Here is a 24,683-nt window from a genome sequence, read left to right as displayed (position 1 = left end):
ACCCAAGCGCATGACGTGATTAGCGGATGACCACGACCTTGGCACCGGCATCGCCGGCAATATCCTTCCAGGCCTTGTCCGCTGTATAGGCCGGCGCGCCAACGCGTTTGGCCAGCGCCAGGCAAAAGCGATCGCCCAACGACAGCCCGGCGGATGCAGTCACCGATCGCAGGCCCCCAGCCTCCCACGCCAGCGCATCGTCGGCAGGCACCACTATATAGGGGAGCGCACCCAGCATGGCCTGGATGTCTTCAAGCGGCGCGCCAAGATGGACAAAGTGGCTGATCACCTCGGCTTGATTGACCGCGCAGACCAACGCGTCCGCAATCACGCCGGCAACCTTGCTGGCGCCGCGCTCGCCTTTGAGGAGCGCCAGGATCGCCGAGGCATCGAGCACGACATGGGTCATTCGCCGCTCTCCGCGCGGCGCCCCGCCAGAAACGCCTCGACTGAAGCGTCGGGATGCTGAGCGTACCGTTTGGCAATCGCCTGCGCCTTTGCCACCGCCTGATCTACCGTACGCAAAATGACGCCGTCAGGCGTTTCCTCGACGAGCACCGCGCCTCCGCCTTCGAGCCCTAGACGTTTGCGAATACCAACAGGAAGGCTCATGCGCCCGTTAGACGTGATGTTCACTTGGAGGGTCATAGGCATTATCCGTCAAGATTGGCATCGCGGAGTTAAGATACCACAAAACATGTCAAAGGGGGAGGGGCTCTGTTAGAGGCCACTTCGCGCTATCTGCCATAATAGTTACTAGCGATAAATTGTATTCCCACTAGCTAGTCGAGCCGCTACCGCTCGGTCATCGAAACGACGAAATCGAGTAAGAAATGCGCATGGCGATGTCGAAACAGTCCGATGCCGGATCGCGCCGTCGATGATCGAAGGCGGCTCTTTGGATGATAAGGCGGACGAGCAGAGTCTGGCGCTGATCGGCGATCGTGCCGTGCAGCCATGGCTGCCCGATCTCACCGTCGACGATCAATCCCGCGTCGACGACTTCATTACCCGCGCCTCGGCCAGTGCCACGCTGCGCGCCTACCGCTCCGACTGGCGACTGTTCTGTGCGTGGTGCGAAACGCGCATCTACCAGGCGCTGCCGGCCAGCCCCCAGGTCACCGCCGCCTTCCTCACCGAACTCGCCACCACCGGCAGCAGCCATTCGAACGGACGGTCACTCTCGAAAGCGTCGATCGGACGACGGTTGGCGGCGATCGTGTTTGCGCACCGGGCCGCTGGGGTTGAACCGCCCACGACACAGGCTGGCGCTGCGGCGCTTGAGAAAGTCATGCGCGGTATCCGCAATACCAAGCGCGGCGAGCGGCCCGCCAAGAAGCGGCCCGCCGACGGCGATGTGCTGCGCGACATGGTCCGCTCCATCACCGGCGTCAGTCTACAGGATTATCGCGACCGGGCACTGCTCAGTCTCGGAATGATGGGAGCGTTCCGGCGGTCCGAGCTGGTGGCGATCGACGTCGCGCATGTCAGCGAGGATCCACGCGGGTTGATCATCCATATCCCGGTGTCGAAGGGCGACCAGGAGGGCAGGGGGCAGTCGGTCGCCATTCTCGATGGTCGTCGCATGGAGCCGGTGCGGCATTACCGCGCTTGGCTTGAGGCCGCGGGGATCAGCAGCGGGCCCCTTTTTCGACGGCTGACTCCGCATGGGCGTCTGACCGCGCACTGCCTCAGTCCGCAAACAGTGGCGCTGGTTGTGAAGGCGCGCGCGGCTGCGGCGGGTTACGATCCCGCCCTCTTCGCCGGCCACAGTTTGCGCGCCGGCTTCCTGACCGAAGCGGGGCGGCAGGGCGCCAATTTGTTCAAGATGAAGGAGCATAGCCGGCACAAGTCGCTCGAGATGCTCAGCGAATATGTGCGTGATCAGGAGGCGTTTCGTGATCACGCCGCAGAGCGGTTCGCTTGATGCGACCAGGTTTCCCCTCAGGGGTGATCTTTACCGCGCTTGGGCCGACGGCTGCTGCCATCCGAGTCAGTACCGGACAGAGATGGATGGCGCTGCTGCGGGGCAAGAATAAGTCCTATTACACAGACGAGCAGATTGCCTCCGCGCTAGAGTAGGCGGAAACCGGTACGCCAGTGGCCCAAGCCATCCGGTAAACGGGGATTTTCAAAGAAGCGATAGTAATTTGGGAATAGCGATCGGCAAGCGAACTGGAACCTTATTAGAAAAAATGGCGAAACGCCCTTGGAGAAGCTCCGTACAATGTCGCATTGGACATGACATATAGGGCTTGTAATTAAACGTCAGTTACGTCTTCTTCCGCGCGGGATCCCGTTAATGAGAACACGATCAGTACGCGATCGACCAATCGGTGCACAGGGAGGGGATTATGGCTCTGTCAGAGCTGAGCGTAGCGTTTTTCTTGCAGGTCTTCGTCATCGTCGCCGCCTGCCGCGCGATGGGCTGGATCATGAAGCGATTCTTTGATCAGCCTCAGGTCATCGGTGAAATGATCGCCGGTGTGATCCTGGGGCCATCATTGTTTGGCCTGCTTGCGCCTGAGCTACAGGCAATGATCTTTCCCAAGGACGCAAAACCAGTATTGTATGTCTGTGCCCAGTTAGGCGTCGGCCTCTACATGTTCCTCGTTGGCCTTGGCTTCCGAGCCGATCACTTCAGGCTGAACGCCAGAAGTGCGGTTGCTGTTTCCCTCTCTGGCATGGCAGCACCGTTCCTGGTGGCGGTCGCGCTTACGCCGTGGCTGCTTAGCCTCGATCTCTTCGGGAAAGGCATCACCAGCGTCCAGGCGACGCTGTTCATGGGGGCCTGCATCTCGATCACGGCATTCCCCGTGTTGGCACGCATCATCCAAGAACGCGGGCTTACCAAAACGCCGCTCGGCTCGCTGGCGCTGTCCGCCGGTGCGATCGACGATGCCGGTGCATGGACGGTGCTGGCGATTGTGCTGGCAAGCTTCGGCGGAGGTCCTGAGGTTGCAATCAAGGCCATCGTCGGAGGTGGCTTATTCGCCGCCCTCATGATTGTCTTCGGCCCCAAGCTCCTGGCACCGCTCGCCCGCTGGACTGAGCGCGAGGGCAAGGTTACCCCGCAAATCCTCGCGGTTGTTGTCATGCTGTTCGGGCTAAGCGCCTGGGCAATGGATTCAGCCGGTCTTCACTCAGTTTTTGGTGGATTTCTGCTCGGGGTCGCCATGCCACGCGGGCTGTTAACCATCGAGATCAGGAAGCAGGTCGAACCGTTCACTACCGCTTTGCTCGTACCGATGTTCTTCGCCTTTTCAGGTCTCAACACGCAGCTGACGATGGTCAATAGCCTCAACCTAGCAGCCATCGCTGCCGTAATCCTGGTCGGTTCGGTTGCAGCCAAGGGGTTGGCATGTTGGGCGGCAGCGCGGGCCACGGGGCAGGACAATGCGACCGCCATGGCGGTCGGTACATTGATGAACGCTCGAGGTCTGATGGAACTCATCATCATCAACATCGGCCTGCAAAAGGGCATCATTGGCCCTGCGTTGTTCTCGATGCTCGTTATTATGGCTATCGTCACAACGCTGATGGCGTCGCCACTGTTCGAGCTTGTCTATGGCAGGAAAGCACGCGCGTCAGGTGAGTTGGGCCAGCTCAACGAAGTTGATGATGACGAAGCCGTAATTGCCGCACCTGCCCAACGTCTGGTCTGATTGTGCCGCTGAAGTAGCACGCACCAGGAGGGCGCTTACCGGTACCCTCGCGACGATCACCGCGAGGGAAGCCGGCCACGTAGTTGCGAAAGCGAATTTTCCGACGGATTGAGAAGTGGGAATCCGTCGTGCTGGAAAGCGCTTTCTCTTATGCATGTCGCTGCTGAGTGTCGCTCACCCCGGCTTTTCCAGCCGATTGACGAGTGAAGCACGGCATGGCTGATTATCTGGATGGGGATCGCGATTTTCCCACGAGGCGTCAGTTGAAGGATCGCGTCCGGCTCAACATGCAGAGACGCATCATGCCCACTTACAATCCGCGGCCGGTCATATATGGACGATTATTCTGTTGGATACGGCGCGCCGCTACTTGCCCGCTTCTTTAAGCTCGAAGGCACTACCGGCAATCGGTAGTCCTCGCCAGTTATCATCAGCAGAAGGGCATCGACAAGGTAGCTGCCGGCAATGGCAGCGTCTTGCTCGATCGTGCTCAACGGGGGAGCGGTGTATGGAGCAGAGCCAATACCGTCGAAACCAATGACGGCGACGTCCTGCGGTATGGCGCGGCCGCATTTATGAAGCGCTTGTAGCGCACCCACCGCAAGGCCATCAGACGCTGCAAAGATAGCGTCAAACGAAATCTCGTTATTAATGAGATCTAATGTTGCATCATACCCTTGAGCCTCGCGGGTACTTGCCGAATTTCCTTGCGCCTCAAGAATTGGAAGCCCCTGCTCATTTATGACGCTGATATAGCCTGTGCGGCGGTCGCGGTATGCATGCTGGCGACGCCAGTCTGGGCCTAGAAAGACGATGCGTCTGCGACCAGTCGCGACCAAGTGTCGAACAGCGGTCGCAGCACCAGCTTGGTTATCACATCTCAGCGTCGGAAGGACGTCGTCCGGGCTTCCCCAACATATTACGTTCTCGCCGTGAGATTGCGCTTCCGCAAAATATCTCCAGCCCGCCGCGTTTTTCGCGGTGCCGATGACGATGATCCCATCTGCGAGGCGATCTTGGCAGTAGCTGGCGAAAAAGTTCGCCGGGTTATGCTGGAAGGAAACCAGAACAGCGTTGTCGTGACCCGCCGCAGCGGCTGCAACATGCGCTAGCAGGTCCATATAAAAAGAATTTATCGGAGCACCACGAGCATCGGGATCGCCCAAGATGACGACTGCGATACGACCAACGGCATTGCGGCGCAGGCCAACTGCGCGCTGATCCGGACGATAGTTCAGCGCGGCCGCAACCTCCAGAATACGTTTGCGAGTGTTCGCACTGATGCCTGCACTGTTGCGCAGAGCTTTCGAGACGGTAGATTGGGATACCCCGGCCTTCTCGGCGACGTCGAACGAAGTGCATTTTCTCGTCATGCATTAACCAATCCACCAAAGCGCGGCTGATGTTGAAGTCGGAACATCGCGCGTGGTTTGAGCGTGTTTAACACTTCGCCAAAGCGATCAACAGGCTCTTATACCGCGAGGGTCAGGACCCGATCTGGGCTGCCGCGTCACGGTAGGGCCCGATGGTAGCAACAGAATGTCAGTGCCCTCAAATGCGACAACAGCGCTGCGTCGCAACACGAGCCCTCGTCCTCAGCCCAGAGTGCGTGGGTTAGCTTGACCTGCACCCTGTCGTTGCGGCGGCGACTTTGATAGGTGGGCGATCAAGTCGCTCTAAACAGAGACCAAAAACGTCGAATGGGCTTTAGGGCCGCAGTGCCCGACGCTAGAAGAGCGTTTAGGAGAATTGCGTATGACAATCCAAGTCCGTGTCGAGGAGACAGGCCCGGCAGATGCGGCACGCTTCGCCGACGAGATTGCTAGGCGCTTCCGGCCCATCGTACTGCGCGGTCAGGCGAAGCGATGGCCTTCGGTCGTAGCAGGGCTCCGCTCCGACGAGGCACTTGTCGATTACCTCAAGGCCATGGACCGGGGCCGGCCGGCCGAGGTGCTGATCGGTCCACCCGAAATAGGGGGTCGGTTCTTCTATGACGCGGCGATTGAGGGCTGCAATTTTCAGAAGCGGTTCGGTTCTCTCAGTGGACTGCTCGACAAGCTCCTCTCGCTACGCAGTGAGGCGGAGCCAATCGCCTTGTACGCGGGCGCTGCGGCTGCGGATGATCACCTCTCTGCCTGGATCGACAATAATTCCCTGCCGTTCGTCTTACCAGGCGCCAAGCCGCGCATTTGGGTCGGCAATCGTACACATGTCTCTACCCATTTCGATGAGGCGAGCAACGTTGCGGTGGTGGTCTCTGGCCGTCGGCGCTTCACGCTATTCCCGCCCGAACAGGTCAGCAATTTATACGTCGGCCCTTTCCATCATACGATCGCAGGCCCCCCGGTTAGCATGGTGGATATCGAGAATCCCGATTTTGAGCGCTACCCTAAATTCGCAGAAGCGCTGGCGCACGGGCTCGTGGCTGATCTGGATCCCGGCGATGCGCTCTTTATCCCACCAATCTGGTGGCATAACGTAAAGGCGACTGCCGCCTTCAACGTGATGGTGAACTATTGGTGGGGCGAACCGCACGCGATCTCACCCATGGGCGCTTTGAACCATGCCATTCTCGCGATGCGCGATCTGGCGCCCGCGCAACGCGTGGCCTGGCGGCGATGGTTTGATCATTACGTGTTCGACGACGCGGCGCCGCACGCCGGCGATCACCTGCCCGCCCATGCGTTGGGCGTGCTTGCCCCGCCGTCTGACCTACGGAACGCCCGCTTCACGGCGCAGATAGCTGAAGGCCTCAGTCCGCTAACGACGCCCATGACCCGCAAACCCGGCTGACCGAGGGTGGGAAGTGCGCTGATAGGATGATCAGGCTTGCGAATGAACGGCGCGATCTTTGGTCACGCCGTTCATTCGTCGTCGTCCCTCCCTCAGCGGGCAGTCTGCTTCGCGAGCGTGATGAAGTGGTCCGACTGAGCGATGTTCCATCCGCGCAGCGTCAGCGCTGCCGGCGCCTCGCCCACGGTTTTAGGATAGCGAATGTCGATGCGCCTCTCCTCACCAGGCAGAAGCGCCACGTAATTTTCGCTGTAGTACGCCGGTAGGACACGTTTGCCCTGAGCATCGACCAACGTCAGCTTCGCATTGAGGGCTGGAACTGCGGTACGATTGGCGAGCAACACCGTCACGACGCTGTCCTCCCCGTCTACCCTTTGCGCCTCCACTGAGCCGGTCAGGGCGATGGTCTGAAGCGTGTTGAGCCTTTGATATGCGGCTTCGTCCTTCCCGCGCCAGTAGAAATTGTCGGCAACCGTCTTGCCGGCGCGATCGATCAATTCGAGCTTGACCAGGAGCATCGGGTTTGACGCGAACAATCGGTCGAGCGGCACCGGGGCCAGCGGCGTGGCCATGTTGGCGCCCGCATCGACCTTGTCCTCACGCGTGAAGAGTTCGACGTTATCGAGCCCGACGACACGCGTGCGGACCCTTAGTCCAGGTTGCGCCTCGCGGGTCGTATTGAGCACAACGAGCTCGTTGCCCGGCAAGTTGAGCTGGACGTGAAGCGGCTCCGCTGCCTTCTTGGCACCATAATAGGAAGCCTGGGTGTCATAGTCCCAGCTGTAGATCTGCCACGTGTTCGACGGCCATGCAGGATGGGTCATCCATAGCAGTCGACCGGAGTTCCTGGTCCACAGATGGCCAAGAAACCCTTCGTACATCGCCTTGTGCGTCTCGAGGTTCATCATCTGCGCCTTGCGCTCGAAATCGGCAAAGCTGGTACCGCGCCCGAACATCGTATCGAGCGTTGTCATGAACGTCTTGGTGTCGCCGTTCCCCCCGAAATGCCAGTCATGGTACGCCAGTGTGTCGCTGAGCGGCCAGGTCTCGCTGTCGGGCATGTTGGCGCGGACGGATTCGAGCGTGGACAGCGAGGGCGATCCCGTCTCCACCGAGAAACCGGTAGCCAGTCCGGTGAAATAGCCGACTGGCGGACGGTAATTATAAGGGCCCGAGCCTTGCAGGTTCACCACGTTGGAGCTGCCCGTGAACCAGCGCGTTCCGTCCTCCCGCGCGATCAGATCGTCGAGGCCTTCGTTGAGGGCAGGGTAGGGCACGCCTTCATTGCGGCCGAACCATAGAATGATCGAAGGGTGGTTCCGGTAGCGGCGCACCACGTCGTCGGCGTTTTTGAGAAACAGCGCCGGGTCCTGCGGCTCGACCTGGAAATTCTGTGTCGACTGCCAGAAGTCGTTGAGGATCATCATGCCGTTCTCATCGGCGAGGTCGTAGAACTCCTCCTCGGTGTTGTTGCCCATCCAGTTGCGGATGACGTTCATGTGCGCCTCCTTTTGGAGGCGAAAATAGGGTGCGAGGCGCTCGCGTCCGATGCGCTTCATCGCGTCGTCCATGCCCCAGTTGCCGCCGCGTGCAGCAATCTGCACACCGTTTACGCGGATTGTGAGGTGCGGTTCGGGCATCGTCGACTTGACCGGCGTTACCGCCGGGGAGCGCTCGCCTTGAGGCGTCAGCGATTCCGCCCAGCCGTTTGGCGATTGTTTGATGGCCTGATGGCGGACATCGATCAGGCGTTCGCCGCGCAGGCTGCCGTCGGTAAACTGGAGATTGACTCGGCGAAGAGCGCCCGCCGCATTGAACAGCGACAGGTCGTAGCTGACTTCACGAATACCGAACTTGTCGGTTCGGGTGTCCGAAAGCCGCCCGTCGGCCAACGCTTCGAGCGACAGTTGGTACAACGCCTGCTGGCCATAGCCGTTCGGCCACCACAATTTGGGATTGGCCACGCGAAGCTGCGCAAAGTCAGCGGGCGTGAAGGCGACCTTGGTTTCCCCGGGTGGCGCCATAACCGTCTTCTCGACACGGACGCTGCCAAATGCTGCGCGCACGGTGACGCGGCTGGCGGTAGCGCCGGCGTTCTGGACCGGTACTGTTATGTACACGTCTGCACTGTCGGTGCGGGGTAGGGGCAGGTTGGTGACGATTTGCGGATCAAGCAACCGGACGGTGCCATGCGCGAGCAGTTCCACCGGCCGCCAAAGACCCGTGTTACGGTCGCGAATGCCGGGTATCCAGTCCCAGCCCTCGGTCGCGACGAAGGTCGGGCCATCGATGGCGAGCTGCCCGCCATTCTCTCCTACGCCCCCGCTGATCGACTGCTCGTGAGGGATGCCGGGGTGGGGTGGAGGCGAAACGCGGACCGCGATGACGTTCTCGCCCGCGACGGGCACTAGGTCGAACTGGCCGCGGATGAAGGCGCCGCGGGTGTCGCCGAGCTTGCGACCGTTCGCCCAGACATCAGCCGCGTAGTTGATGCCACCAAAGACCAGCGTCAGGCGCTTGCCCGCAGCTGCAGCGGGCACTGTAAAGCTCGTGCGATACCAATAGTCCTGCCTGGCCAGGCTTTCCGGGATCTTGAGGTTGTTAAGCCCGTAATAGGGGTCGGGATATACGCCGCGGTCGACCAGCGTCGTCAAGACTGTGCCCGGTACCGTTGCCGCGCGCCATGTGCCGCTGGCTAGGCCTGGACGCGATAAGGTGGCGGCATCTTCGCGCACTTCGGGGGCTGCAGCGAGCTGCCAGCCGTTGACCATCCAGCGACCGTCGCTTTCGCGCGCTAGCCCTGTTGGAGGCAACGGCATGTGTTCAGCCGGTGCTGAGGTCGCGCTGACGCGAGCCTTGGGCAAGGTCCAGGCGTCCTGCTGCTGGGTAAGGCCGATATTGGCCTGTTTTTGGAACGGCCATCCGACGCCGACCTGCCAGAATTGCACGAGGTCGAAATCGGGCCGGGCACGGACCGTGGCGGCGATCTCACCGACGTTCAGTCCTGCGGCGTCGAATTGCGCGGCAACCAGCGATCCGCCGAAATGGCGCGGCTCCTTACCGTTGTTCGTCACCGGCGCAACGGCCAGACGGGGCGCGACTTCGCTAGGGTGGTTCGCAACGGACGCGACGACGCGACCATCGACATACAGGGTTAGTGTTCGTCCGTCCGCTACCGCAGCGAGATGGGTCCATTTACCTGCGGCCAACGCCGCTCCACCGGTGACCTTGCTCTTACCGTCGATGGCAGTCGCGCGACCGTTGGCGAGAGTGAGGCAGCGACAGTTGGCTAGTGGATCGCCGATCGTGAGTAGTGCACCATCCATGGCGGTCGCGTCGGGCTTGACCCAGGCAGACAGCGTCCATGGGGCGTTCGCGGCAACCGCTGCCTCGGCGCCCGTCAGATCCCGCTCCACCCCGGTCCCGCCAGCAAGTATCGCGACGTTGTAGGGTCCAGCGTTGGCGATCGCCGGCTGCGTGGTCGGCATCACGGCTTGTGCAGCAAGCGCGGCGGGAAAGGCTGCACCAAGCAGCAGGGCGGCAGTTAGCGGCAACGATCGCATGGACGGGCTCTCCTGGAATACCGGACTCGGGGTTCAACCGGTCGGTTGGTTTTCAACGTTTGTCGTGGCCGACCTGTATCGGTCAGTCGTCTTAGGCCCACAGTCGTGCCGCGCCGCGCACGCCGGATGCGTCGCCCCAGCGCGCCGGTACGATGCGACCTTCCCATAGATCCGAAAAGGCATAGCGACGGACGATGGCAGGAAGATCTGCGTAGATTTCGGAGACGTTCGACATGCCTCCGCCCAATACGAAGACCTCGGGGTCGAGCAGGTTGGCAACCATGGCCAGTACGCGCCCCAGCCGATCGATGTACGCATCCAGCGCAGCACGAGCGGCGTGGTCGCCAGCGCGGGCCGCTGCAATAATCTCAGGCGCGCTGAGCGACGGACCGTGGTCGGCCTTTGCGGCGCGAGCAAACCCTGTGCCGGAGACCCAGCTTTCAATGCAGCCCGTCAGGCCGCACCAGCATTTCGGTGGGGAAAGCTCGCCGCTGCTCGGCCAGGGTAATGGTAAATGCCCGATCTCGCCCGCAATGCCGTGCGCGCCGTCAAGACACGCACCAGACAGCGCGATGCCGCCACCAACTCCTGTGCCGATCACGAGTGCGAACACGCTGCGCGCGCCGGCTGCGGCGCCATCGGTGGCCTCGGACAGCGCCAGGCAGTTCGCGTCGTTGACTAGCCGTACCGGACGGCCAAGAACCGCGGTGAGGTCGTCGCCGAACGATCGGCCGTTTAGGTACAGCGAGTTGCTGTTGCGCATCACGCCGGTACGCGGCGACGGCGATCCGGGCGCGCCGATGCCTACAGTACACGCCGTGCCCCCCGCGACATCGGCTGCAACAACGAAGTCGGCGATCGCGGCTACCGCGCTATCATACGTCCCAGGATTAGGAACCCGCTGCTGCCAAAGCGTTTCGCCGTCTGGGCCGAGCAAGACGGCCTCGATTTTCGTGCCGCCGAAATCGATACCTAGAGCCGGTATGGTTGCCAAATCCGGCTCGATCGCGAGAGCAGCAATACCGTTCTGCAAAACATTCTTCCTCTCTTCACTCTTGCGATCGCTACCCGATCGTCATCATCCATCCATGCCAGTGATCACTAAAAACGCAAATTGATTTTGTTATTGACGATATCACAGGGAAGACTAGAACGCCCATGTCGAGACAACGGTAAGTTGCGACTGGCAGGCAGGAGAGGGTGGGGCGTCGAGACGCCGATCGACTTGATCTTAGCATGCTAAAACGTTCGCCAGTTTGGCGATTTCGGGTGCTGAGGGAGACGGTCGAATGTTGTGTGTACGTTCCAAGAATATGCTGATGGTTGCGGCCTCTGTGACTGCGCTGGTGACCAGTGGGACGGCAGTCGCTCAACAAACGTCAACGACCCAGGGGGTGCTTCAGAACGCGCCTACCGATCAGGCCGCATCGCCGTCCGCCGCGGCTGCGGATCAGGCCAGCGAAACACAGAATCCGACCGCTCCCGCGAGCGATGCAGCTGCCGAAACGCAGGACATCGTTGTCACCGGCATCCGCGGATCGCAGCAACGCGCCGTCAACCTCAAGCGCGACGCGGCGTCGGTCACCGACTCCATTTCGGCCGAAGATATCGGCAAACTGCCCGACGTTACGATCTCGGACTCTCTTCAGCGCATTCCGGGTGTGCAGATCCGCCGTGACGCCGGTGAGGGCGCCGCGATCAACATCCGTGGCCTGCCGCAGGTGACGACGCTTCTTAACGGGGAAGCGTATCTTGGCGCACAGTCGATTACGACGATCCAGCCGAACTTCAACGACATCCCGTCGCAGCTGTTCGCGGGCGCGGACGTCATCAAGTCGAGCACGGCCGATCTGCTCAACGCGGGCATCACCGGCACGGTAAACCTGCGCACACGCCGTCCGTTCGATCTGAAGAAGGGCTTCACTGTCGCTGCCGCTGCCGAGGGCGCTTACGGCGACAAGACTAAGGAGTTCGATCCGAACCTGAACGGGCTGTTCGGCTTCCGCGGCGAGAAGTTCGGGTTCCTCGTCTCGGGCGCGTATTCGAACCTGCATCTTTCGAACTCTCACAACGGGATCCAGGAAGGCTACGGGGCCGCGCTGCACAACGAGCAGTTCAATACCGCGGCCAACCCGACTGGCGACGTCAACCTCAGCAACGGCTTCTCACCCGCAAATCGTCCCAAGGGGACGATCGTAGGAACCGGTCGCGACGTGAATGGCGACGGCGACGCGAACGATGCATTCATCGTTCCTCAGGGCTTCACCGCCTGGGACAAGGTCAACCAGCGTGAGCGGATCGGCATCAACGCCTCGGCTCAGTGGGAGATCAGCGACGCCCTGACGCTGAACGCAGATGCGTTTTTCACCCGGCAGAACGAGAATGATCGCACCGCCGGCATCCAGATGCAAAACGTCAACTGGCAGGCCGGTGAATTCGTACCAGGCCAGTCGCGCAACACGGGGTCGACCGTGTCGCTTAGCAATGGCGGCGTAACGCGAGATTATGATCTTAACACGACCCAGGTCTATAACTACGACTTGGGTAATTTCGATTCCTACGCACAGAATGACAAGTTTAAGTCTCAGTCGCAGAACTACAATGCCGAGTTGAAGTACGACAATGGCGGCCGGTTCAAAGCCAGCCTGCGCGGTGTATACGGCAAGGCCTACTCGAACTACGATCAGAGCTATCTGCAGTTCAGCCCATCGAACGGCGCACAGTGGCAACCGGGCGGGATCGGTCATTATCCGACCGGCGACGTGGCGTTCAATCCGGGTGGTTATGCGGTCAACACGATCGCCGGTACGGCATCGTTGCCGGCGACGGTCGATTTCACCGGTAACCAGCCTGTGTTTACCCTGCCATCGGCGCTGACAACAAGGCTTGGCAACATCGACAGCTACACGATGAAGACCACGTCTTCGGAGGGTAACTATCGCCGCAAGGGCGACCTGAAGATCATTCGCGGTGATGTTTCGTACGAGGCCAACGACAGTGTCAGCTTGAGCGCCGGAGGTAGGTACAGCGAGCGCTCGGTCGACGACTTCGAGTTCGATCGGGCGGCACCGCTGTATGCAGGGCAAGCGTCGCAGCCGGGCGGTTGCCTCGTTAAGTGGAAGGCGTTCGATGTGCCTTTGAGCGATAAGTCCTGCTACGCAGGTTCGGGCACGTTCGATACCCCAGGCTTTAGGCCCTATACGTCGGGCGTGGTCCGCAAGGCCAGCGACCCGATCTTCAACGGCCAGGTCAAGCAGTTCAACCTGCCGGGGGCCGGGCTGCCGCCGATCTACGTGCTCGATCCCAAGGTCATGGACAACGCGCTGGCGTTCCAGAACAGCTTCTACCCGGGCAACGTCGAAATCCAGAACCCGGGTGCGTCGTTCAACGTCGGGGTGAAGCAGATCTCGGGCTATGCACAGCTCAACGTCAAGGGCGACGTGTTCGGCATTCCGGTATCCGGCAACGCCGGCCTCAAGGTCATCAACACCAAGCTCGACATCACCCAGTTCGTCACCGGTTCGCCGCGCCCCTATGGCGTCGCCAACACGGTCAACGGCACGGTCGAGACCAAGCGGAGCTTCACCGACTTCCTGCCGGCATTCAACGTGGCGTTCAGCTTCGCCGACAACCTGAAGCTGCGCGTCGCCTATTCCAAGACGATGACGCTCCTCGATCTCAACCAGTGGGGTGGTGGCCTCAATCCGAATTACGCGATCGACACGAGCAACCCGGGATCGCCCGTGTTCCGCGTCACCGGCGGTAGCTCGAACGGCAACCCACAACTTGATCCCTGGCGCGCCACGAACGTCGAAGGCTCGCTGGAATACTACATCGGGCGCAGCAGCCTGTTGAGCCTCGGCGCCTTCTACATCGACGTCGCCAGCTTCATCCAGTCCGGCAACATCGTGCGGACCGACCTGCCGGACAACGACGGCGTGGTCCGCAACCGGACCGTGTCGATCAGCACCCCGGTTCAGGGCGACGGCGGTACGCTCAAGGGTGTCGAAGCGGGTGCCAAACTCGCGTTCAACGACTTCGGTTTCATCCCGACGGTCCTCTCCAACTTCGGCATCGACGCGAACATCACCTACTCCCCATCAGATTCGGGTGCAGTTGATCTGAAGGGCGACTCCATCCCGTTCCAGGATAATTCGAAGATCCAGACGAACCTCGCGGGTTTCTACCAGGACGATCATTTCCAAGCACGCGTCGCCTGGAACTACAGATCGAAGCGCGCGGTCCAGCAGGATTTCGGTGGCATCCGAGGCCTCGAACTCTATCAGCAGCCTACGAACTACATCGACGCTTCGATCAGCTACGATTTCACGCAAAACCTGACGCTGTATGCGCAAGGGTCAAACCTGACCGGCGAGTATGAGAAGTACTATCTCACGTTCCCGGACGAGAAGGCCTACAATAACATCTACGAGCGCAGGTTCATGGCGGGTGCCCGCTTCAAGTTCTGATCCGCGGTGACACTGCTGGCGCCCGTCATCCTATACATGGGATGGCGGGCGTTTGCGTCCGGACGCAGTGGATGAGGAGATGAGTATGACGGACGCAGCAGGATCAACGCGTGGCTCAGGACCGCTGCGTTCGATCGTGATTGTGGGCGGCGGCACTGCGGGGTGGATGGCAGCGACGCTCCTCGCGCGCAGGCTCGATCGTCAGCCCGTGACCATCACGGTCGTCGAATCCAGCGATATCCGCACGGTGGGGGTGGGCGAAGCGACCGTCCCAGGTATCCGGGATTTCTTTCGAGAAATCAGCGTCACCGAGCAGGAGGTCATGGCGGCTGCGCAGGGCACGGTGAAGCTCGGGATCGAGTTCGTCGACTGGAAGCGCGAGGGTGAACGATTCTTCCATCCATTTGGCCTGTACGGGATGCGATCGCGCGGGGTGGCGTTCCACCATTACTGGCGCAAGCTGAACGCGGCTGGGCGAACGACGCCGCTGTCCGACTTCTGTCTCGCAACCGCGCTTGCCGAGCGTAACCTCTTCATGCGACCGACCGACAGTCCGGTGCATGACCTGCTGTTCTTCGACTGGGCCGTACATTTCGATGCAGGCCTGTTTGCCAAGTTTTTGGCAAAAAAGGCGGGCGAATGGGGCGTCAAGCACATCGACGGCACGATCACCGATGTTCTCGTCGATCAAGCCACGGGATTCATCTCCAGTGTCGATACGCAGTGTGGCAAGACGATCGCTGGCGACCTTCTCATCGATTGTTCGGGCTTTAGATCGCTATTGCTCGGCGATGCACTCGGCGTACCGTACGAGGATTGGACGAACCTGCTTCCGTGCGATCGCGCAGTCGCGATGCCGTGCGAACGGGCGGGACCGCTCACCCCATACACCCGCAGCACGGCTCTGGCTGCCGGATGGCAATGGCGCATTCCGCTGCAGCACCGGGTCGGCAACGGCTATGTCTATGCGAGCCGCCACATTTCGGATGACGAGGCCGTCGCGACTCTGAAAGGCAGGCTCGAAGGAGAAGCGCTGGCCGAGCCGAACATGATTCGTTTCCGTACCGGTCGTCGGACCGCCTTCTGGCAAGGGAACTGCGTCGCACTCGGGCTCGCCGCAGGGTTCATGGAACCGTTGGAATCGACCAGCATCACGCTCATCCAGACCGGCTTGGAGAAGTTACTCGCCTTGTTGCCTGATAGGAGTTTTGATCCGGCGCTGGCGGATGAGTATAATCGGACCACGGGCCTCGAATATGCGCGGATCCGCGATTTCCTGGTCCTGCACTATTTTGCCAATGGTCGGCAGGGTGAGCCGATGTGGGATCGCTGCCGAGGCACCGCGCTCCCAGAGCAGCTGGAGCGCAAGCTGAAATTGTTCAAGGCTCGTGGACACCTCGTGCGCTATGAATGGGAATCGTTTCAGGACCCAAGTTGGCTCTCCATGTATGCCGGATTTGGCATTGATGCCGCTGCGCATGACCCGCTGGCGGATCACTTCTCCGTATCCGATCTCGAGGCAGCGTTCGAACGGATGAAGGGTTCGATACGTGACGCCATCGCGCTCGCCGAACCGCACGAGACGTTTCTGAAGTCCTTTGCCCCCGCATCTGCTGTTCCCGCATTCCGGTGGGCGAGTCGCGCCGCTGATGCATAGGCCGTCCAATCTCACCGTTTTCCCGAGGTCGACCAAGAGCAGCGTCGCTTCGGACGATCGCGCCGTCAGGTTCGGAGCAAGTCTGTCGGGGACCAATCTGGAACGGGCAGGGGACTACAACCAGCGCGTCGTGACGCAGATCATTCGCCGCAATCCCGACATCACGCGAAACGAGGTCGCGGCGATGACCAACCTGTCGTCCGCGACGATCGCCGGCATCGTGACACGATTGTTGGCGAGGGACTTGGTGATCGAGTCCGGGCAGCGCCTGGGCCGCTTGGGACAGCCGGCGATGCGCCTCCGGATCAACCCGGACGGAGGCTACGCCATCGGCCTCAACGTCGATCGCGACCATGTCACAATGGTATCGCTCGATCTGGCCGGTACGGTACGTTCCCGATTCACCCGACGGTTCGCATCCGCATCACCCGATGACGTCGTGAGTGTCGTCAAGGAAGGCATCGATCGAATCAAGCGAGCCGATGCGATCCGCTTGAGCCGGGTCCTCGGGATGGGCGTCGCGGTGCGCGGCGATTTGAGATGCGGCGATCCGCCGCACCGCTCGCAGGGTTACGACAACTGGGGCAAAGTCGATATTCGGATGATGCTGGCGTTCATCGCCCCCTGGTCGATCCACATCGAAGACGATGCCGCTGCAGCGGCGATCGGCGAGGCTCAGTTCGGTGACGGACACAATCGCGCGAGCTTCTTCTACGTTCACGTCGGCGAGGAGCTCGGCGGCGGGATGGTGATCGACGGTACCTATCGTCGCGGCGCGAACGCACGCAGCGGAGGACTCGGCTGCGTGCCGCTCGGTACCGATCCGGCCAGGGTATTGCGGGACGTCGTGTCGTCGTCTGCGTTGTCGACCCGACTGGAGAGTGCAGGATTCGCCGTAGCATTCTCAGAGCCGACGCGAGCATTCCCCCCACAGTACGAGCCGCACGTCGCTACGTGGCTGGAGGACGCCTCGGACGCTCTCGTGCCCGCGTTGACCGCCGTAGACCGTCTGCTTGATCCGGCGGCGGTGCTTATCGCCGGGCGACTGCCGATTGACGTTCTGGACCGCCTTGCCGCTGCGGCGCACCGCAAGCTCGTGGCGGCTTTTCCGAAAAGGACAGGCGTCGCACCGATCGTACGAGCCAGCCTGTCGCGCGATGCGCCGGCGATCGGCGCAGCGATCCTGCCGTTGCTCGATCGGATACTGCCGTCCGATGCTGTCCTCCTGAAGCGTCGCACGTCGGTCCAGACACCCCTACTCGATGCCGTCCCGGCCCGCATGAAGAAAGTAGATCCATGATTCCGACCGGAACAGAATCGGCTACGACAAGATCGCTGCCGCGAAGTTCGATGCCGACAGTCGGCTCCTCATTCGTGCGCAGACCCTGCCCGGTCGATCGTGGCCCAGCGATCAGCGACATTCCTGGGCGGCTCGCGAACATAGAACACGGTGCCCGTGAAAAACGCGCAGTCGGGACCCGCGTCCGCGTCCCTGCGATCATCGACCGCGGGGGCTTCGACGACGTATGGAAGTGCCGGATCTTCGCGGCAGACCGGAGCGACCGGTCCGGCGTACGCGATGCCGGGAGATCCACCAGCATGATCGGCCCGTGCGTCTCCGGAGCAAGGTGCGACCTATGGAGAAGCCGCTCATGACGAGAATGTTCCTCGCGATGGCCGCGGTGCTGATCAGCGCGGTGGTCGTTGACCAGCCGGCCACCGCGCGGACGGCTTGGCCGAACGGTACGCGCTCGGTCGTCGTGCTGACATATGACGATGCCCTGCAGTCCCAACTCGATACGGTCGTCCCGGCGCTGGATGAGACCGGGCTCACGGCGACGTTCTTCCTGTCGGGCGTGCGGAAGGTGGATGTCCCCCGTTGGCGTGCGGTCGCGGCCAGGGAAAACGAGTTGGCCAACCATACGATCTTCCATCCCTGTTCGGCGGCGAGCTTCCCCGCCGAACCGCGTTTCACGAGCGAAGCGTACAATCCGTCGACCATGCTGAGAGAGATCGAGCAGCAGAACGTGCTGTTGACCGCGATCGACGGTCGCGAACGTCATGGTTTCGCTACGCCGTGCGGACAGACATCGGCCGGCGGTGCCGATTATCTGGAGCCGCTACGCCGTTCGGGCTTGGTCACTTATGCGCGCGGTGTTTCAGAAAGCGCGGATGATCTGAAGGCCGATGTCGGCCGTCTCGATCCCATGCATGTCCCGGCACGTGGGTTCGGCGAGGGAACCACGGCCGCCCAACTCATCGACTTCGCCCAACAGGCTCAGGCCGGCGGGGGGATGGCGGTATATCTGTTCCATGGCGTCGGGGGCGACAATCTGCGTGTGCCGGCATCCGACCACCGCGCGTTGCTGGACTGGTTGAAGGCACAACGCTCCGCGATCTGGGTGACCACGCTCCAGAATGCCATGGATTGGGCTAAAGCCCATCCGGGTCCACCATGATGGCCCCGACGGCCCCAATCATCTCCAAAGCAAGGACAGAGCAATGCTCAACCGCCGCACCTTAATCGCCGCCGGCATGGCACTGACCGCAACCCAGAGCGTGGCGAGCACGCGTGTGCCGCGGCCAACGCGTCGGTTGAATCCCGCGATCGTCGGCGTCGACGGGATGCAACTGCGCCGCCACGGCAAGCCGTATCGCTTTGTCGGGGCGAACATCTGGTATGCCGCGTGGCTGGGCAGCGCGGCAGCGCCCGGCGGAAGGGCGCGGCTGACGCGCGAACTCGACCGTCTGCAAGCACTGGGCGTCCGCAATCTGCGCATCCTCGGTTCGGCCGAACTGTCCCCGCTCAAGAATTCGATAACGCCCGCGTTCCGCGACAAGGGGGCCGTCTACGACGAAGCGCTTCTGACGGGCCTCGACTGGACGCTTGCGGAAATGGCGAAGCGGGACATGACAGCAGTCATCTACCTGACCAACTTCTGGGAATGGTCAGGTGGGATGATGACCTACCTCTACTGGGTGAATGGTGGGCGCTTCATCAACATGAACGATCCCGCGCATCCCTGGCCGGAGTTTCCCGACAGGAATGCGGCGTTCTACACCAATGCGGCCGCCCAGACGCTGTATCGCAACTACATCCGCGCCGTCGTTTCCCGGACGAACACGGTGACCGAACAGCCATACGCCACCGATCCTACGATCATGGCGTGGCAGCTGGCCAACGAACCGCGCCCCGGCGGGTCCGATGCGGTCGCTGTACCAAACCTCCCCGCATTCTATCATTGGATCGACGGCACCGCGCGCTACATCAAGACGCTCGACGCCAATCATCTGGTCTGCACCGGATCGGAGGGGCTGAAGGGATCGATCGAGCGGGAGGACGTCGTGCTGGATGCACATCGCTCGTCGGCGATCGACTATGTCACGACGCACATCTGGCCGAACAACTGGAGTTGGATGAAGGCGGGCGATCTGGCTGGGACCTATGATGGTGGCGCAGCAAAAGTCGCCGACTACATCGCCAGTCACGTGCGCCTGGCTCGACGCCTCGAGAAGCCACTCGTCATCGAGGAGTTCGGGTATCCGCGCGACGGCGCTGATGCGTTCGCTCCGTCGATCGGAACGACGTACAAGGACCGCTTCTACAGCCAGATCTATAACGCGATCGAAGCGGACGTCGCCGCCGGCGGACCACTCGCCGGGTCGAACTTCTGGGCCTGGAACGGCGAGGCGCGGTCGCAGCATGCGGACCACCGGTTCCAGCGCGGCGACCTCGCCTACATGGGTGATCCGCCGCACGAGCCACAGGGCTGGTACGGCGTGTTCGACAGCGATGCCGGCACGCAGGCGGCGATCCGCACGCACGCCGGTCAATTGAACGTCTAGGCAGTCACGACGTCACCGACCTGGCGCGCCCCCAGCGCCGCCAGCGTGGCGGCATGGGTGGGCATCGCGCGCGCGGTCGCCAGGTTGGCCGCGCGCATCTGACGCAGGGTCACCGCCAGGCGGTCTTCGTCGAGGGCATCGACGATGGGGTCGTAGCCTGTCGGCATGATGTTCTGTCCAAGCATCACCGCCACCCAGCTGGGGATCGCGAACAGCTCGTCGTCATAGCGGAAGACGCGACCCTTCTCGCGGAAGAGGGCGATCTTCGCGGCAAGGCTGTCCGGCACCGTCATCGTGCCGACGTGCCGCCAGAAGGCGGAGTCGCGGCGCCGCGTAGCGTGATAGTGCAGGATGATGAAGTCGCGGATCCCGACGTAGGCGTTGCCCATGTGGCGATTGTATTCGTCGCGTTCCACCGAAGTGAAGCGACGATCGGGAAACAGGCCGAAGAGCTTCGAGATCCCCTCCTGGATCAGGTGGATGCTGGTCGACTCCAATGGCTCGAGAAAACCGCCCGCAAGGCCCAGACCTACGACGTTGCCCTCCCACAGCCGTATGCGCCGTCCGGCGGTGAAGCGCAGCCGCCGCGGTGGCGCGACGGGCGGCGCGTCGAGGTTCGCCAGCAGCAGCGCCTCAGCGTCCGCGTCACTCGTGAACCGGCTCGCATAGACGTAGCCGTTGCCGGTGCGGTGCTGGAGCGGAATGCGCCACTGCCAGCCCGCCGGTCGTGCGGTCGAGCGCGTGAAGGGGTGGATCGGCTCGGTACGGGCCGTCGGGACGGCGATGGCGCTGTTGCAGGGTAGCCAGTGCGACCAGTCCTCGAACGGTACGTCCATCGTTCCGCCCAGCAACAGGCTGCGGAACCCCGAGCAGTCGATGAACAGATCGCCCTGCAATGCACGACCGTCGTCGAGGCGGAGAGCGGCGACGTGACCGGTCGTCCCGTCGTGGTCCACGGTCGCGATACGGCCCTCGATCCGCACGACGCCCTGCGCCTCGGCACGTTCGCGCAGGAAGGCGGCGTAGCGACCGGCATCGAAATGATAGGCATGAGCGAGACCGGACTGCGGTGATCGCGCGTCGGGAGAGGGCGGGGCATAGCGATCGTGCGCGGCGGCGACACCGGACATGGCATAGTCTCCGATCCCCCCGATCCCCTGACGACCCTGCAGCTTCAGCCATATCTGGTGGAAGTTCAGCCCTTCGAATGGGCGGCCATGCGTACCGAACGGATGAAAATATCGATCGTCACCGGTATCCCACCCGATGAACTCGATCCCCAGCTTGAAGGTGCCACCGGTGGCACGCAGGAAGTCGGCCTCGCTGATGCCCAGCAGGCGGTTGAAGGCCAGGATCGGCGGGATCGTCGCCTCGCCGACGCCTACCGTCCCGATGGAATCCGATTCGATGAGCGTGATCGTCCGCTGACCGTCGTCGAGAAACCGCGCGGCGGCGGCTGCCATCATCCATCCCGCGGTACCACCACCGACGATCACCACGCGCCTGACGGGACCGGCGGTCATCGGCGCACCGCCAGGCGCGCATTCGACGCCGCCGCAGTGGGAAGACGATCGACCGCCTTCCGCAGCGCCGCGGCCGCGGCTTCGAGCGACGCCCGCGTCTCTAACGGATCAACCGCCGCGGCGACCGGATCGCGACGCCTGGGCCGCATCCCCTGACCGAGCAGCACGGCGCGCCAGGCATCGGCGCTGACGCTCTCGTCGTCATGGTGCGGCAGCGTGCCGCGCTGTGCGAACTGCGCGAGCGTGGCCACGAGTGCTGGCGGCGGACCGCCACTGTCCAGCGCTGATCGAACGCCGTCGCGATCCGGCAAGGTCCAATAGAACGCGGCGAGAAAATCACACATGCGATCCGCGCAAGCAGCAGCGCGGCGGTTGTATTCGGCGATCAACAATGGCTCCATCATGCGATCCGGCAAGAGATCGAGGGCGAGGTCGAGCTGTGCCAGTGCCAGCGTGAAACCACCACGACCCAGTGGTCCCGGTTGCACACTCGCATCGCCCAGCGCGAGGACGTTGTTCGTCCATCCTCGCCCGCTTCGGCCCGGCTCGAAGACGATCGGAGGGTACCCGGGGTCTTCGGCCGCTGATTGGCGGAGGACGTGAGCCTCGTCGGTGGTCGCCGCACGATAGCCGACTGCACGAACCAGGCCCCGCGGATCGGACCAGCGAACAGACCAGCCTGCGTCCGTGCTGCCGTAGGCATCGATCAGCGACGCGGCGGGGCCTGGCGTACGATGAAGGAGAAGCCTGTCGCACGGCAGCGCGCCGATCCATTCGACCCGCGCCTCCTTGGCCCGGCCGGTTACAGCCCGGCCATTCCTGATTGCCAGCCGCGCACCGGGTCCAGTGGCGTCGATAAACAGGTCCGCCGTCATCCGCCTACCGTCGATGAGATCGATGGAGCGGATGCTGCCGTCGTCGCCCCGGTCCACTTCAGCGATCGCTGACCTCGTCATGCGGACTCCGGCATCGCGCGCGGCGACGGCCAGGGCCGTGCCGAACGCGACCTGATCGAAGGCCAAGCCGTGTTCGACCCCGTCGGGAACCGTCGTCGCTCGGCTGTCGGCGAGCACCGCAGACGGGAACAACGCGTGGAACGGGAGCGGCGTGCCGGCACGGGCCGCGTCCAGCCAGCGCTGATGCAGGGCGCCGGGACCGGGAACGGGTATCGGCGGTCCGTTGACGGTCGACCAGGAACGGCCGTCCAGACTCCAGTCGTCGAACCGCCATGCAAGCAAGGGGATCGCGTTGCCGGTGGCGATCATCGTCTGGTCGTCGATCCCCAGGCGATCGAGGATCGGCAGCACGGCGTGCCACGCCGTCGGCATGGTATCAGCGAACGCCGCGGCTTCGATCGGCATCGCCACCAGCGTCACGGTCGAGCGCGGCAGCGCGCGGGCGAAGGCGATCGCCGCCCCCAGCGCGGTCACGCCGCCACCGAAGACGGCGATGGAACGCAACCCGGTTCCATCGCTCATGCCGTCGCCCTCTGCAGGTAGGCCGCATGATCGGGCATCGCTGCGACCCGATCGTCGATCGAACGGCGTAGCGCGTCCAACGCCCGATCCAGCGCGGCGCCGTCGGACAGATCGGCACGCTGGTCCCAGCTTTCGGGAACGATGCCCTGGCCGAGCAGAACGGCGACCCAGCTCGGCTCGAGAAAAAGGCCGAACCCATATCGCGGCACGTGCGCCGAGCGCCGCCACAGGGCGATCCGATCGGCCAGAGTGTCCGGTATCGGCATCGTCCGCATGTGGTTCCAGAAGGGCGAATCGTTCCTTGTCGTCGCGTGATAGTGCAGGATCAGGAAGTCTCGGATCCGGTCGTAGTCCGCATCGACCGCGGCGTTGAATCCGTCGCGATCCATGGCCTCGACGACACGCTCGGGGAAACGCTCGATCAACTGCGTGATCGCCATCTGCACCAGATGGATGCTGGTGGACTCCAGGGGTTCGAGAAAGCCCGAGGCCAGCCCGATGGCAACGACGTTGCCAACCCAACTGCGCCGACGGCGGCCGGCGCTGAAGCGCAGCAGGCGCGGTTCGGCCAGTGGTGGCGTATCCAGTGCCGCCAGCAACGCGTCCCGTGCGCCCTCATCGTCCAGAAAACCGCTCGCATATACATAGCCGTTGCCGATGCGGTGGCGCAGCGGGATCCGCCACCGCCACCCCGCGGGCATCGCCGTCGCCTGCGTGAACGGTTCGATCGGGCCGTCCGGGCTTGTGCTGGGCACCGCGACGGCGCGATCGCAAGGCAACCAATGTGACCAGTCCTCCCAGGGCTCGGCCATCGTACCCCCGAGCATCAGCGACCGGAAGCCCGAGCAGTCGATGAACAGATCGCCTTCCACGTGGCGCCCGTCGGCGAGCACCAACGCCGCGACATCGCCGACGTCGTCGCGTTCGACGGTCGTGACGATCCCTTCGGTTCGTTTTACACCACGGGTCTGCGCCCATGCGCTCATAAAGGGTGCGAAACGGGTGGCATCGAACTGATAGGCGTAGCCGTAGCTGGCGGTCGGATCGTCCGCGTCGCCCTCCGGATGGGCGAACCGGCGCTGCTCCGCCGCTACCACGCCCAGGCAATAGTCTCCGATCGGGAATGCGGGAGTCCGACTCGACGGCAATGCGGAAGGCTGATGATGTCGTCGCAGCCAGTAATGGTGGAAGTCGACGCCTCCGAGCTGTCGTCCGAACGTGCCGAAGGGATGTACGTAGCGATCGCCGAGCTTGGCGAAGTCGTGGAATTCAATGCCCAGTTTGTAGGTCGCGTGCGTGGCTGCCATGAACTCCGCTTCGACGATGCCCAGCGTCTTCAGGAAGGCACGCAGGTGCGGCAGCGTCGCCTCGCCAACGCCGACGACACCGATCTCCGCCGACTCGACGACCTCGACCGTGCACGCGGATCCGACGAGCCCGACCAGCGCGGCCGCGGTCATCCAGCCCGCCGTGCCGCCACCAAGCACGACGACGCGGATCGGCTCGGCACGAGTGCCTAACATCGTCGCGCTGCTGTCATGATGTTGCAATCTTGCCACCCCGCCCATTAATTATTTCAAGTTGGGATATTTCTCTTGAGCCCGACTTAACGCTTCAGTAGCGGAGAGCCAAGACGTTGTTAAATGGACAAGACCCAGACCCTCCAAGTAGGGGGGCGGACGGGAAGAG

At 62.5% G+C, this 24,683-nt stretch carries 16 protein-coding genes; 8 read left to right on the top strand and 8 right to left on the bottom strand.

The annotated features are described in order from the left end of the window. Positions 1 to 19: 19 nt before the first annotated feature. Positions 20 to 409: a type II toxin-antitoxin system VapC family toxin gene (locus tag AC1MLZ_RS20360; RefSeq protein ID WP_480961804.1), complete on the bottom strand. Its 390-nt coding sequence runs from the start codon at positions 407 to 409 to the stop codon at positions 20 to 22. Then, complete coding sequence (locus AC1MLZ_RS20355) at positions 406 to 648, bottom strand: AbrB/MazE/SpoVT family DNA-binding domain-containing protein (protein WP_480961803.1); 243 nt, start codon at positions 646 to 648, stop codon at positions 406 to 408. The genes AC1MLZ_RS20360 and AC1MLZ_RS20355 overlap by 4 nt, the downstream gene beginning before the upstream one ends. 250 nt (positions 649 to 898) lie before the next feature. Here AC1MLZ_RS20355 and AC1MLZ_RS20350 point away from each other — a divergent pair, with 250 nt between their 5' ends. Both AC1MLZ_RS20350 and AC1MLZ_RS20345 read left to right on the top strand, forming a co-directional pair. Then, positions 899 to 1,927 (top strand): site-specific integrase, encoded by a 1,029-nt coding sequence (locus AC1MLZ_RS20350; protein ID WP_480961802.1) that lies wholly within the window; start codon positions 899 to 901, stop codon positions 1,925 to 1,927. A gap of 427 nt (positions 1,928 to 2,354) precedes the next feature. After that, complete coding sequence (locus AC1MLZ_RS20345; protein WP_480961801.1) at positions 2,355 to 3,665, top strand: cation:proton antiporter; 1,311 nt, start codon at positions 2,355 to 2,357, stop codon at positions 3,663 to 3,665. A gap of 341 nt (positions 3,666 to 4,006) precedes the next feature. On the opposite strand, the gene AC1MLZ_RS20340 is transcribed toward AC1MLZ_RS20345, so the two are convergent. Further along, complete coding sequence (locus AC1MLZ_RS20340) at positions 4,007 to 5,038, bottom strand: LacI family DNA-binding transcriptional regulator (protein WP_480961800.1); 1,032 nt, start codon at positions 5,036 to 5,038, stop codon at positions 4,007 to 4,009. A 382-nt stretch (positions 5,039 to 5,420) separates the two neighbouring features. Between AC1MLZ_RS20340 and AC1MLZ_RS20335 the strand changes: the two genes are divergently transcribed. Further along, on the top strand, positions 5,421 to 6,458 hold the full coding sequence (locus AC1MLZ_RS20335; protein ID WP_480961799.1) for a cupin-like domain-containing protein: 1,038 nt from the start codon (positions 5,421 to 5,423) through the stop codon (positions 6,456 to 6,458). A 92-nt stretch (positions 6,459 to 6,550) separates the two neighbouring features. Here the strand turns inward: AC1MLZ_RS20335 and AC1MLZ_RS20330 are convergent, their stop codons facing one another. Both AC1MLZ_RS20330 and AC1MLZ_RS20325 read right to left on the bottom strand, forming a co-directional pair. After that, positions 6,551 to 10,021: a glycosyl hydrolase 2 galactose-binding domain-containing protein gene (locus AC1MLZ_RS20330; RefSeq protein WP_480961798.1), complete on the bottom strand. Its 3,471-nt coding sequence runs from the start codon at positions 10,019 to 10,021 to the stop codon at positions 6,551 to 6,553. Positions 10,022 to 10,112: 91 nt separating this feature from the next. Beyond that, the gene (locus AC1MLZ_RS20325; protein ID WP_480961797.1) at positions 10,113 to 11,054 is read right to left on the bottom strand and encodes an ROK family protein; all 942 of its coding nucleotides are present in this window, start codon (positions 11,052 to 11,054) and stop codon (positions 10,113 to 10,115) included. Positions 11,055 to 11,415: 361 nt separating this feature from the next. Here AC1MLZ_RS20325 and AC1MLZ_RS20320 point away from each other — a divergent pair, with 361 nt between their 5' ends. The 5 genes from AC1MLZ_RS20320 (at position 11,416) to AC1MLZ_RS20300 (ending at position 19,993) form a co-directional block, all read left to right on the top strand. Further along, entirely contained in the window at positions 11,416 to 14,490 is a 3,075-nt protein-coding gene (locus AC1MLZ_RS20320; protein WP_480961796.1) for a TonB-dependent receptor, read from the top strand. A gap of 85 nt (positions 14,491 to 14,575) precedes the next feature. Continuing rightward, the gene (locus AC1MLZ_RS20315; RefSeq protein ID WP_480961930.1) at positions 14,576 to 16,147 is read left to right on the top strand and encodes a tryptophan halogenase family protein; all 1,572 of its coding nucleotides are present in this window, start codon (positions 14,576 to 14,578) and stop codon (positions 16,145 to 16,147) included. Beyond that, on the top strand, positions 16,140 to 17,447 hold the full coding sequence (locus tag AC1MLZ_RS20310) for an ROK family transcriptional regulator (protein ID WP_480961795.1): 1,308 nt from the start codon (positions 16,140 to 16,142) through the stop codon (positions 17,445 to 17,447). Before AC1MLZ_RS20315 ends, AC1MLZ_RS20310 begins: the two co-directional genes overlap by 8 nt. A 352-nt stretch (positions 17,448 to 17,799) precedes the next feature. Beyond that, on the top strand, positions 17,800 to 18,606 hold the full coding sequence (locus AC1MLZ_RS20305; RefSeq protein ID WP_480961794.1) for a polysaccharide deacetylase family protein: 807 nt from the start codon (positions 17,800 to 17,802) through the stop codon (positions 18,604 to 18,606). 43 nt (positions 18,607 to 18,649) lie between these two features. Continuing rightward, positions 18,650 to 19,993: a glycoside hydrolase 5 family protein gene (locus AC1MLZ_RS20300; protein WP_480961793.1), complete on the top strand. Its 1,344-nt coding sequence runs from the start codon at positions 18,650 to 18,652 to the stop codon at positions 19,991 to 19,993. Here the strand turns inward: AC1MLZ_RS20300 and AC1MLZ_RS20295 are convergent. The 3 genes from AC1MLZ_RS20295 to AC1MLZ_RS20285 are packed head-to-tail and all read right to left on the bottom strand — an operon-like array spanning position 19,990 to position 24,517. Beyond that, a complete protein-coding gene (locus AC1MLZ_RS20295) occupies positions 19,990 to 21,516 on the bottom strand; it encodes a tryptophan halogenase family protein (RefSeq protein ID WP_480961792.1) in 1,527 nt (508 codons plus the stop codon). The two genes, AC1MLZ_RS20300 and AC1MLZ_RS20295, sit on opposite strands and share 4 nt — an antisense overlap. Next, entirely contained in the window at positions 21,513 to 22,994 is a 1,482-nt protein-coding gene (locus AC1MLZ_RS20290) for a tryptophan 7-halogenase (RefSeq protein WP_480961791.1), read from the bottom strand. The genes AC1MLZ_RS20295 and AC1MLZ_RS20290 overlap by 4 nt, the downstream gene beginning before the upstream one ends. Further along, positions 22,991 to 24,517, bottom strand: coding sequence for a tryptophan halogenase family protein (locus AC1MLZ_RS20285; RefSeq protein ID WP_480961790.1), 1,527 nt, complete (start codon positions 24,515 to 24,517; stop codon positions 22,991 to 22,993). The genes AC1MLZ_RS20290 and AC1MLZ_RS20285 overlap by 4 nt, the downstream gene beginning before the upstream one ends. Positions 24,518 to 24,683: the final 166 nt, after the last annotated feature.

Source organism: Sphingomonas sp. PEI4, assembly GCF_056679955.1.
This window is presented reverse-complemented; position numbering and strand designations above follow the sequence as displayed.